The following is an 11,590-nucleotide window of genomic DNA, read 5'->3' as shown; positions in this document are numbered from 1 at the left end:
CGTTTTGTCAAGTTAAACCGCTTTTTTAGCCAATCTAGCAACGATGTCGAGTAACGCATCTTGTATATCATCACTATTTGATAACTGCTCTAATTCAGCGATCCTTTTTCTTGCTTTTTTGAGCTGTTCAGTAGACCTATGTGCTGCCCATTTGTAGTTGTGAACATAAGCCAAATCACCAGATGTAACTTTGCCATATGGTGAGCACATAACCCCATTAATATCGATATAAGAATCTTGCCAACCATTAGTGTTTGGTAAATAACCTCGATACATAATATCAACAAGAATTTTTATAGTAGGGCATACACGACCAGATTCGATATAACGCCTTATTTGCCTCGAAGATTTACCGAGCTTTATAGCTGCTAACTCATAATCAGTGCCGAATAGTGAATAGAATTGACTTTCAAAGTCTACCTTAACCATTATTAACTCCTTATATTTCAGTGGTTAAGGGCTGAATTATTGGCGCAACAAGATTGTATGCAATTAAATTCAAATACTGTATGACAACGTTTTTTAATTTATACATTTTGTTGGTTTAGCAGGGGGCGAACCAACCACATTTATACAAGTGTCGCTGATTTTGCCCGTTTAATTTTGGTGAACGGGTTAGGTTGTGTAATAGTTTAGCATCAAGGGGCAAGCCCCTTAATAATCCCGCTATCTCATAGCATTGGACTACGACAAGCGCAGCCACAACGCTATAAGATAGCCGATTCATCTAGTTGCTCTAATGTGTCTGTGTTGTCGTAAGCTGCGGTATAAGTCTGCTGTGTAACTGGATTGCATGTTACTTTTTGCTTAGGTTCATCAGGAAAATGCAAATAGGCCAGACACGGTTTTAACTGCTGAATGGCTGCACCAACTGAAAATGGGTCGAATGGATGACCATCCAATTCAAAACAATATGTGATGTGTCCTCCAGTTCTACCGACCGCGCAGGTTATAAAATACCTCGCTTGTGCTGTTTCAGTCTGCGAATTTTTATTACCGGTGCTAGATTCTTTCTTGGTTGATTGAACTTGGCTGGCCTGCGTTTGGCTATCTTGTTCAGACGATACTTGTGTCTCACCCGTTTTGTAATATATAAACCAACCGATAAAACAAATAGCCAAAAAAACCATCTGCTTAATGGGTAAAGGTGGCTTAGTTGATTGTACTGCTGTATTAGGTTTTGAATCATCCTTTTCGACCCTTGAATTACCCTCTTGATATTTAGCCTTAAAATAATTAGGACTTAATACAGTGTAAGTCGCTCTTAAATCTCGTTCAATAGGCTTTTTAGTACCGTTAGGTATTAACTGAACATCTTTTTTAAACTGTTGCGCTGTATTGTAACAGTCGTGCAAATAATTCTTTCGGTAGTAATCAGTGCCGTTAAAATGAGCTTTATCTTTTTTCTTACCGTCGTACTTACTAACCAAATGGAAACGATTAACCAACTTGCTAAACCAAGGCTTAATAAAGGCTTTAAAAAAAAGACCAGGGAACAAATTATCAGAAGAACGACACGACCAAAGCTCGGAAATAATTGTTTCCCTAATCTGTTTGTCAACTGCGTCTATGTCTTGGCCTAAATAGCATGGATGCCAACCGAACTTGCGAGACTGAACAGACCAATTGACGACCTCTGGCCTGTCGGGTTCATTCCAATTTCGACTATTGAAACTAGTTAGCATTTCATCAACCACAACGATACCAAACTTATTTTCGTCATACGTTGAAGCGTCTTCACTATCCAACTCTGGATATGCATTACCAAGACCGTATAAATCAACAGAACGTGGAAAGTCAGGAATACGTGTGTAGGTCGCGTTAGGAAGCTCAGGCACCAATTTGTCTAAGTTAATATCTAAATTAGTGGCGACTTTACGCCCTGCTCTCAAATGACTTTGGATAAGAGATACAGCAAGTTTTGTCTTACCAGAGCCACGATAACCCTCAATAAATCGTGCCATAATTACGCCTTAATTTTGATATTAAGTAATTTATTTTTAAATGCGAAAATCCATACAATTCCATGCGCTGTTGCAATGGCCGTAATGCATTGTGTTGTATTTGGTGGTAACAGTGACAAGCCAGCGTTAATCATTGCGTTTGCTGGCGCACTAACCGCGATGCCATGTAAAACACCATTAAGGCCAAGAGTTAAACCAGCAACTAGTGCCACGTAAAGACCTATATAAATAGTTGCTAATGTAAGCTTGCGACCAACTGCAACACCAATTAAACGACCAAACCAAGCGACAATAGCACCAAAAAAAGAAGCAATAACACCCATAAATTTCTCCTTAACTAGCAGATGTAATCATGATTGCTGAACTGAACAACCTAAGCAGGTAAATACCTGTAACTACGTATAAGACCCAAGTTAAAAGCGGTTTTATGTATTCGTTATATGGCGGGCAATGTTTATCAAAAATCATTGTTTTGGGAGCGCCGCCAATGGAAACATGCCTGTTAAACCCTACACAAACACCTGTTGCAACTGGAGTCCAGATGCTAGCTACATCAAAAAAATCAGGGTTCATAGTATCGTCGGCTATACCAGTAGCTACAAAGTCATCGTATGCGGCATAAGCATCATCAATCTCGTTTTGTATGCCAAGCAACTCATTAAGTTGTATCTGAGCCTCGTTATTGAATTGCTCATGGAATTTGGCATTAGATTGCTCATACTCAGCTTGGGTCAAACCCTCAAACGGAGGGAATTCGACTTGAACTTGCACGGGGGTATTATTAGGGTCGATGTTTGGGTTAGTTGTTGTACCAGTATTTTGAACAGGGACAGATTCAACAGCAGTATCTGAATTCGGGTCGTAGAGTGGTTGACCATGCAAAGCACTGTTTAAAGCGCTTTGTATCTGAGGGTATATATCTGGATTAATGTAATAATCTGCGTTTGGGTCTGACGTTTGAGCAACACCTCTTGCTAACCATTCTAATTGTTGCGAGGTTACAGGATGCAAATCAGGGTATGTATCAACACTTTCAAATATGCCCATATCAACAGAGTCATTTAGCTTTGTGTAATTTGCAGGTAACGATTCAGTATTTTGTAAATTAAAATTAATGTCTTCACCGTCACTTTCATTTAATGGTCTTGTCTCAGGAACGTAGCCAATATTATCAACGTAAAGTTTCGCAAAAATATCGTATGTTCCCCATTCTCGATTAACACCATGCCAAAAGGTGGCAGTTCCGTTTGCATGGAAAGGCACGCGGTTATTAGGTGGTGGTAAGTCATCTCCACCAATACTAATTGACGTTGTTTGGACTGTTTCTGGTTTATAACCGTTGAATGGGAAAGTTATTGCTTGTTGCGCTGCGTGAGCTTCAACTTGTTTACCGGTTAAATCGCCAAAGTCAGTAATTGGTCCAACTTCGCATGTAGTTGTATTTGTTATGCAGACCTTAATATTTGTAGAGCCATTTTCATCCTTTTCAAAATCGCCAGATTCATCATTGTAAAGATAGCCAGCGGCCAAAGCGGCAGCGGTAAATAATGGGTGTTTACCTTTAAGAAATTTCAATGCTTTCATCCCCATACCCAATGCACGAGGATTTCTTACTTTACCAACTGCGAAAGACGGGTCGTTTGATGCGAAACGCGCCTTAATAGGAAACCTATGTTGTGACTGATATTTGCGACTACTACCAAGTGTATCTAGTATTTCGGCAGTATTGGCATAACTTAGTGAGCTAAAAAATAAGAGTGTTAATAGAATGAGCTTGTGCATAATGAGTCCTTAAGATCGGAAACGGGGCAAAATAAAGCCCCGTCTTGGTGTTACTAAAAATCAGTAATTAACCACCGCTTGCGCCTTTAGAAGCGAAACGACCAAGTAAGCTCATACCAACAGATGACGCTAGCACAACTGTCATAATCGCAAAACCAGCACCAACAGCGGTTGAAACGTCTGCAAGAATTTCAGTTTGTAGAGCAGTTACAGCGGCAGCATCTAAAGCAGCGTGAGCGTTACCAGCAAAAGCAGCGCCCGTAGCAATTAAAGTTGATGCCGCAATTTTTGCGCGTGATTTGCGCTTTGAGATAGTGGCTGTCGCAGCGACTAATTGAGTTTTCATAAAAATATCCTTATGGATGGTTGTTTAAAATCGTGAGCCTGAAGCTCGTTTAAAGATGGATTGAACAAAACTATACAACTTGCCCGACCCAAAACCTGTTAACCAACACAGAACAGCACCGCCTATGATTTGTATGTAAATAGGTTCAATCATCATTACTTCCTGTTTTAAAGCCTGTGTAAAAACTGAAAAGAAAAATGGCGATAACTAGCAATGTGTCGGTCATTGAGAATTTTCCTTAGATAACTCAGTTCGTAGAAATAGAGTTAACAATGGGAAAAGGATAATGACTAAAATACAAGCTAGAGTAATTGGCTCAACCCCCAAGAAAAGAGAGATTGAATCAAATATATCTTTTAGATTAGTCATAATTAAAGCTCTAACCTTTTAAATCAGTGCTAACTGAATGTAGACGGAAGCCTTTCCAAGCCATTTGATTAACTACGTTTGAACCCTCGTAATATTCGAGGTTAAGTAATGCAGGCTTTAAACCCCACCCATTTGGGTCGGATTCAAGTTTTTGAAGCTGCTTATATTCCTCACCCGCGTATTGCTCAGGTGTGACCTTGACGTCAATAATTTGAGCTGGGTTTTTAGTGTGAAACTTAAACTTCGCACTAGGTGGTAACGGACGGTTTTCACGGTCTGTATTGTTAACTACTTCTAAATCTGTAATTGCACCTTCGATTTGCATTTTTATACTCCTTTAAAATTATTGGTTACAGTTAATGACACAAGTCCAAGCTCGGGCTATCGCCCTCGATGTAAGGAATACAACTTGATAGCGCGTCATAATCTGCAAATAAACATTGATATTGTTCATCTTGACGAACGCATGATTCGATAAAGTCGAGTTCTTCCTGTGATGGTCTAAATAGCAGATCCATTTCATAGGCTTCATCAATCCATTGAACAGCGTTAATCATTAATTTACGTTGTGTTTCTATTAGCTTTTTACTTGCAATGGTTGGTGAACCTTTACGAGTAATTACAACTAAAGCATCCCACATAACACCAACGGGGCGGTTTACTGCTTTATCACCGTACTTTGTTTGAGAACGTGATATTTCACCTGTTATGGTGTCGATAATGTCTGGAATTTGGTAATGAATGCGGCATGTTTGATCTTCGCGTTTAACTTGAATACCACCCATTGCGATACAGAACGCAGCCCAATCACTAGAATCAGCCGCCTGTCTTACTTTTTCAATTGCATATGATTGCAATAGTTCTTCATTGAATTCTTGGTTCATAGCATTTGCAATCTCACATTGACCAGTTGCGCCTTGGCCTAGCTTTCTCATTTCCCGCCAAACCGTTACTGATGGACCACCTATCTGTTGGAACTGGCGAATGTTGTTAGCGCTTGCCCATGCTTTAACACGTTCAGCAACTTCGATAGGGGATTTGTTAATTTTTCCTGCCTTTGGACATTCAGCATGTTTAATACTTGAACCATCAATAGATTTGGTAATGTATTTAGCAATGTAGCCAGCAGCAGAGCCTTTAGCTGGGTTGATATATACCGCTTTAAAACGTGTAGAAGCTGTTTTAAATTCATTAGGTGAATCTTGAGTACACAGCTTTCTTAAGATTTTTCTTACCTTAATTGACTCTCGCTTTTGCATGAATAAAAGCATATGCCAGTGAGGGCATCCGTCATGGTGAGGTTCAACAACCCTAAAGCCATACGGTCTAATATTTTGCTTCGCAAAAAGAGCGCGGGCTTTCTTCCAAATGTCGTTGAAATAGGCCTGCGCGTCTTGCGGATTTGAACCATCGTATTTTTTATTTGCATGACCAGAAGCCAAAACAGAATGAAAACGGCTAGGGGCTGTTAACGTGTAAAATTCAGCTGTATGACCATATTGTTTTGCTAATTCCTCAAAACCTCTAATTCTGGTCATTAGCTCAGCGGCCTGTTGCGTTCCTGATGTGTGAGACTTATCAGAAATGTCTTTTAGACTTTCAAATTCAGACCAAATATTTTGATCGTCATAAACAACAAATAAGTCTTTTAACATTTCATCGGTTTTTTCTTTACGATTACGTTTGTTGTAAACCGTAAAATCAGAAACGTATGGACTTGCTTTTTTGTGTACTGTTCTTAAATCACGGGCTAAGTTTTCGATAACTTGAACTTGTAAAACGCGCAAGTTCCTACGCCACCAAAGTGGACACGCCATGCGATTAATCGCCCCAATCAATTCATCATGGTCAACATTAGAAAAACGGTGGCGTAGGTTTGCGTCAACTGAGTAATAGCCAAGGGAGTTAAGAGTAGGGGGTGTTAATTGATAACCGGTTACATAATTACTTAGTTGCAAGTATGTTTTAAATGTATGACCTTTCGACTGAATAACTAATTCTTGATTGCGTGCTTTAGATTCTGCAATTTCAATCAGTTCATCGTCTGACATTGATAACTTAATATCTTTAACAGTAAGCAGTTTATCAGCGCGGCCTAAACGAATATTAGCTTCGCGGTAATCATAAGCTCGTTCAATTTGCTTATAGCCGTTAGCCAGCATAACTGAAATACTGGCATGTGTTTCTAAAATGCGGTTACGATATGTTTCGCAATCATTATCACGCAAATAAACAGGTTTACGAGTGAAATGCATTCTAGAAGTATTAACACCAGAATCTTCAAGCTCTTGAAAGTCGCAGCTATAACCACGGTAAACATCAATATTATTTGCATTTGGGTAAACCGCTTTATGGGAATTAGTAACTACACCTAAACCGTTTAACGATTGTTTTGCATTGTAAGCTGGGTCTAAAACTTGGTTAAGCATTAGAATCACCTCTATCAATGTTTAGAAGTTTATCTAATGCTTCATATTCTTTGTGTTTCGCTAAATTACGAGCGCGCTTTAACTTATTTAAATCATCTTCATCTGAAGTTAAAAAAGTAGGATCTATAACTAAAAAAATTACAAAACTAACAAATATTAAAAAGCCTAAATAAGTATTGAATGAAGTATATTCACCCCGAATTACAGAAGTAATTAAACCAATTAAAAAACCTAAATAAACAAAAAAGACTGGGAATAATTTCATCACTTTATTAGCCCTCGTGAATATTCATAAATTCATTCATAAGAGCTAAGGTCATCTGGCAATCACCAAGTGCGCGGTGAGCAGTGAAATTAGTAGTATCGATATTTTGTTGAGCACAAGCGTTTACTAGTTTTTGCCAGCGATATGAATGAGTTGGATATAACTCTTTAAGCTCACCAAAGTTAGGCTTTAATTCACCGTAAAATTCAGCGTAGGTTTGCATGATGCAGCGAATATCAAATGCTGTATTCCAAACGTGTTTCTGAAAATCTAAATGAACATTAAATGATTGATTAAGCAGGCGAACATCATAGCCCGAGTTATAAATACAAAGTGTTTTGCCTGATAGCGCCTCTTGGATTTTAAGACCTACATCAATAATTGTTGGTGCATCAGCAACCATTTGATTTGTTATGCCATGAATATCGATAGCATCTTGAGGGATTTCGATTTCTGGATTGACAAGAGTGTCTAGTAGCGTATTACCAGAACCATCAATAATTGAGATCTCACATACACGGGCATATTCGTCTAAGCCTGTGGTTTCTGTGTCGAGTACAACAATATCAGAACGATATAAATCAAATTCTTTAGGCGTAGCTGCTAAATTCATAATTATTTCCTTATCAAATCCGTCTTCGGTATGCATAATTGCAAACTTGCTTTTTATGATAGAGTGCAGAATTGCAAACTGTCAAGTTGTCATTTTGCAAAAATGCATACTAAAATACTCAAAGGAGGTACTAGAGCTATGAACTTTAGTTATGAACTTGTTGAAAAATATAAAAATTTCAAAGGCTATTCTCAGGATAAACAAGTTATTTCTGACCTAGAAAAAATGAACAAAGGCAGTCTGAGTCAAATCAAAAGAGGTGAACGTCACCTAACAGCAAATCAGACAATTTACTTGGCGGAATCTATTGGGATGGACGTTAAGGAAGCCTTGTTACAACTAGCATTAGAAAAATCAAAATCCAAAGAAGAATCAGACGTTTGGACTGATGTTATAAAAAAGATTAGTGCAGCTTGTATTGCATTAACGTTATGTCTTGGATTAGCTGCAGAAACTCCAACTAAGGGCGCTATTGGGCGCAGACGTTACAGCCTCTAATGTACGTTATGTTAAATTAGATGTTTTATATCTATAGTAATATATTGCCCTTACTTTTTCACTTCTACTTAGCTTTAAGTTACGACGTCTTTGCAAACAAGTTAGCCTGCTTAAAATTTTACGTGTTGCATTTGATTCCTTTATTACAGCTAACGAGTCTATAAATGATATTTACAACGAGCAATCACTGTAACGTTGTAAATTACCTAACGAACTCTTAAACACATACTCACATTATAATGTATTTGCTTTAAGTGATTTTTCCATTACGTCTTTAGTGATGTTGTTGTTTCTGTGGTAGCCAACGATGCGCTTTACATTGAGTTTTTCTTTTAAAACAAATTGAATAAATCGATGGCTATAGCTTGGTAGCAATTTTGCTATGGTGTTGTCGTTAGCAACTTCTAAAAAATCGGTTTGGAAAATAATGCCTTCATTTTTAAAGTACGCAAAGCTTTGCCTTTTTGCGCGTGCGTTTTCTAACACAAAAAACTGTATGTCATACATTTTCTGACCATGTGTAATTGGTGAAAACTTAAAACGTGAAATATCATTTTTAAATTTCACATACTGCTTAATGGCACTTATGGTGTAGTTATCGGCATAAACTGTTGCGCCATTGTCTACAAATGGCAATAAGCCCGCAATATGATCGCTATATGGGTGTGTTACATATACGCCTGTAATGGTTTTATTTGGCTGAACTTGTTTTATTTTTTCAATAATATCAACCGCCATATTGGCATTTCTAGGTACACCTAAAACAGTAATATCATTATTATTTACGTAAAATAATGTATTGTAATGATTGCTGTCATCAGTAATTAAATAAAGCTTGTTAGCAATGGAAGTTACTTTAAGCGCCCTATTGTTTGGGCTTTGTTTAAGGTAAAACCCTTGTGGTAAAACGAGTTTTTCAGGCTCTATTCTATCTATCGTATTAAACGCTTCAATTCGTGTAATAAAGCTCGGTAACGTGTCGCCGTTATAAAGTAAGGTTTTTATAACGCTCATAACTTTTCATATTCTGCGTCGCTGCGCGTTTACCTAATGAAATACCGTTTCTTTCGTAGCGTAAGCTGTGTCTATCATTTTGAAAATGCACCTTATCAAAATACAAACCTCCAGTGTAATGATGCACAACATTTTGATAATAATGCTCGTTTGTCATATCAATGTCGGTTACTTTAAACGCCTTATAGCGAGTCGGAACCTTAAAGTCCCATGACTGATACGGGTTACTTTGCCCTAAATAACTGTGTGTTAAAGAAAATGCTTTAATTGAACGAGTACTTTGGTAATGCTTTTTTAATTCCTTTACAAACTCAGTAGCATGATTTGCATATGCTACCTGTGAAAAATTAAATAATAGTAACGCTGAAGCAAAAATAGTTAGGTAGGATTTCAAAGTAAATTCCGTTTTTTTTACATGCATAGTTGCGAGTTTATTGTTATTAGCACCTTACTATTGCACAGCTTTTAAAATAATTAAATCACTAATGAGCTAGTCTTAATGTGTTAACGGATTAACTGCGATATGGAGTTATAGGGTAAGGGTCATTGGTATATCTACCATACCGTCTCTATTGCGTATGCCTGATAGTCGTTTAAAACCAAAAGATAAATAAACACTTTCAGCTGTTATTGCAGAATTAACCGTGAACTGCTTGGTATTATTGATACGCTCTGCGTCACGCTTGATGGTTTGCCACAAGGTTTTAGCAATGCCCCGCCCTTGGTGATTATCACAGACAAATAAATGATAAAGATGGCTATTATCTTTTAACCCCGCAACACCGATAAGCTGTTTGTTGGCGTTTTCTGCAAGCAAGTAATAGTAGCCATTTTGTAGGTTGTTGCTTACCTGCTTAGAACTCATTGAGTTCAGTAGTATGTGGTGAACCTTACTTTCACATGATGGTAATACGTACTTTACCGTTAATCTGCTTATCAGTTCACTTATCGCAACTGAATCTTCAAGCGTTGCCTGTCTTACCAACATACGAGTCTTTAATTTAGAATAGGTAAAGATTTATTTTACATATAAACAAGTACTTAGAAAGTAATTTATACGTTTAGATATGTACTTTTTAAATTTAAAATACAAAAAAGCCACCCGCAGGTGGCTTTAGACAATAGCTGAATAATATTAATCAGTAATGATACGTAACATTCTACGCAGTGGCTCCGCTGCACCCCAAAGCAGCTGATCACCAACCGTAAACGCACTTATATATTCTGGGCCCATCGATAATTTACGAATACGACCAACAGGAATAGATAGGGTTCCGGTTACATTAACTGGCGTTAGTTCTTTACTTGTTACTTCACGTTCATTAGGTACAACTTTTACCCACTGATTATGTGACGCTAAAATTGATTCAACTTCTTCCACCGAAATGTCTTTTTTCAATTTAATTGTCATCGCCTGTGAATGACAGCGCATAGCGCCAATTCTCACGCATAATCCATCAACTGGAATAGGCTGCTTATTGCTACCTAAAATCTTGTTTGCTTCAACTTCCGCTTTCCATTCTTCTTTACTTTGACCTGAAGGCATTGGCACATCAATCCATGGGATTAAGCTACCTGCTAACGGCACACCAAATTGGTCGGTTGGCAAAGTGTCTGATTTAATTTTTTCAGAAACGAGTTTATCCACTTCTAAAATAGCCGATGCAGGATCAAGTTTGTCGGCCACTTCGTGATGAATTTCACCCATTTGCGCAATGAGTTCTTTCATATTACGTGCGCCTGCGCCCGATGCGGCTTGGTAAGTCATTGGGCTTACCCACTCAATAAGGTCTTGCTCAAACAAGCCACCTAAAGCAAGAAGCATAAGTGAAACAGTACAGTTACCGCCAACAAAGGTTTTAACCCCCTGCTCTAACCCTTGTCTAATTACATCAAGGTTTACAGGATCTAATACAATAATACTGTCATCAGCCATACGTAGTGCAGATGCAGCATCAATCCAGTAACCATTCCAACCAGTTTCACGTAATGCTGGGTACACAGCTTTGGTATAATCGCCGCCCTGACACGTGAGCACCACGTCCATTTTAGCCAGCTCAGTGATGTCATTTGCGTCTAATAGTGGTTTTGCGTCACCTGCGATATCAGGTCCAAGTTGGCCGGTTTGTGAGGTGGTGAAAAAGGTCGCATCAATTTTCGTAAAATCACCTTCTTGTTGCATACGCTCCATTAATACGGAGCCAACCATACCACGCCAACCGACTAAACCAACTTTTAACATAATTCTAATTCCTAAATAAAATGTAATAACTTTGATGCGTGAGAGTTATTAATGTTCTGCAAAGTGCA

14 protein-coding genes are annotated in these 11,590 nt (G+C 38.2%); 1 reads left to right on the top strand and 13 read right to left on the bottom strand.

The features are described from left to right. Positions 1 to 12: 12 nt before the first annotated feature. From AC2IOM_RS14910 to AC2IOM_RS14870, 9 genes are all read right to left on the bottom strand, one after another. Positions 13 to 429: a hypothetical protein gene (locus tag AC2IOM_RS14910; protein ID WP_486360240.1), complete on the bottom strand. Its 417-nt coding sequence runs from the start codon at positions 427 to 429 to the stop codon at positions 13 to 15. 278 nt (positions 430 to 707) lie between these two features. Then, positions 708 to 1,964: a zonular occludens toxin domain-containing protein gene (locus AC2IOM_RS14905; protein WP_486360239.1), complete on the bottom strand. Its 1,257-nt coding sequence runs from the start codon at positions 1,962 to 1,964 to the stop codon at positions 708 to 710. A gap of 2 nt (positions 1,965 to 1,966) precedes the next feature. Continuing rightward, positions 1,967 to 2,287: a DUF5455 family protein gene (locus tag AC2IOM_RS14900; RefSeq protein ID WP_486360238.1), complete on the bottom strand. Its 321-nt coding sequence runs from the start codon at positions 2,285 to 2,287 to the stop codon at positions 1,967 to 1,969. 10 nt (positions 2,288 to 2,297) lie between these two features. Further along, positions 2,298 to 3,746 carry a hypothetical protein gene (locus tag AC2IOM_RS14895; protein WP_486360237.1) on the bottom strand — a complete coding sequence of 483 codons (1,449 nt, stop codon included), beginning with the start codon at positions 3,744 to 3,746 and terminating at the stop codon, positions 2,298 to 2,300. Positions 3,747 to 3,813: 67 nt separating this feature from the next. Next, on the bottom strand, positions 3,814 to 4,092 hold the full coding sequence (locus tag AC2IOM_RS14890; RefSeq protein ID WP_486360236.1) for a hypothetical protein: 279 nt from the start codon (positions 4,090 to 4,092) through the stop codon (positions 3,814 to 3,816). A 379-nt stretch (positions 4,093 to 4,471) separates the two neighbouring features. Next, positions 4,472 to 4,786: a hypothetical protein gene (locus AC2IOM_RS14885; protein ID WP_486360235.1), complete on the bottom strand. Its 315-nt coding sequence runs from the start codon at positions 4,784 to 4,786 to the stop codon at positions 4,472 to 4,474. Between the two features lie 31 nt (positions 4,787 to 4,817). Next, entirely contained in the window at positions 4,818 to 6,890 is a 2,073-nt protein-coding gene (locus AC2IOM_RS14880) for a replication endonuclease (RefSeq protein ID WP_486360234.1), read from the bottom strand. Further along, positions 6,883 to 7,158, bottom strand: a complete 276-nt coding sequence (locus AC2IOM_RS14875; protein ID WP_486360233.1) for a KOW domain-containing RNA-binding protein — start codon at positions 7,156 to 7,158, stop codon at positions 6,883 to 6,885. Before AC2IOM_RS14875 ends, AC2IOM_RS14880 begins: the two co-directional genes overlap by 8 nt. 4 nt (positions 7,159 to 7,162) lie before the next feature. Beyond that, the gene (locus AC2IOM_RS14870) at positions 7,163 to 7,768 is read right to left on the bottom strand and encodes a 3'-5' exonuclease (RefSeq protein WP_486360232.1); all 606 of its coding nucleotides are present in this window, start codon (positions 7,766 to 7,768) and stop codon (positions 7,163 to 7,165) included. 138 nt (positions 7,769 to 7,906) lie between these two features. On the opposite strand from AC2IOM_RS14870, the gene AC2IOM_RS14865 reads away from it, so the two are divergent. After that, positions 7,907 to 8,266 carry a hypothetical protein gene (locus tag AC2IOM_RS14865; protein ID WP_486360231.1) on the top strand — a complete coding sequence of 120 codons (360 nt, stop codon included), beginning with the start codon at positions 7,907 to 7,909 and terminating at the stop codon, positions 8,264 to 8,266. Between the two features lie 234 nt (positions 8,267 to 8,500). On the opposite strand, the gene AC2IOM_RS14860 is transcribed toward AC2IOM_RS14865, so the two are convergent. From AC2IOM_RS14860 to asd, 4 genes are all read right to left on the bottom strand, one after another. Next, a complete protein-coding gene (locus AC2IOM_RS14860) occupies positions 8,501 to 9,280 on the bottom strand; it encodes an MBL fold metallo-hydrolase (protein WP_486360230.1) in 780 nt (259 codons plus the stop codon). Beyond that, entirely contained in the window at positions 9,252 to 9,674 is a 423-nt protein-coding gene (locus AC2IOM_RS14855; RefSeq protein WP_486360229.1) for a hypothetical protein, read from the bottom strand. Before AC2IOM_RS14855 ends, AC2IOM_RS14860 begins: the two co-directional genes overlap by 29 nt. Before the next feature lie 135 nt (positions 9,675 to 9,809). Then, positions 9,810 to 10,268, bottom strand: coding sequence for a GNAT family N-acetyltransferase (locus AC2IOM_RS14850; RefSeq protein WP_486360228.1), 459 nt, complete (start codon positions 10,266 to 10,268; stop codon positions 9,810 to 9,812). 147 nt (positions 10,269 to 10,415) lie between these two features. After that, a complete protein-coding gene (asd, locus tag AC2IOM_RS14845) occupies positions 10,416 to 11,522 on the bottom strand; it encodes an aspartate-semialdehyde dehydrogenase (protein WP_486360227.1) in 1,107 nt (368 codons plus the stop codon). Between the last annotated feature and the right edge of the window lie 68 nt (positions 11,523 to 11,590).

The sequence above is a fragment of the Pseudoalteromonas sp. NS-SX12 genome, assembly GCF_057367955.1.
Note: the sequence above shows the minus strand (reverse complement) of the source record. Positions and strands in the feature narration are given on the sequence as shown.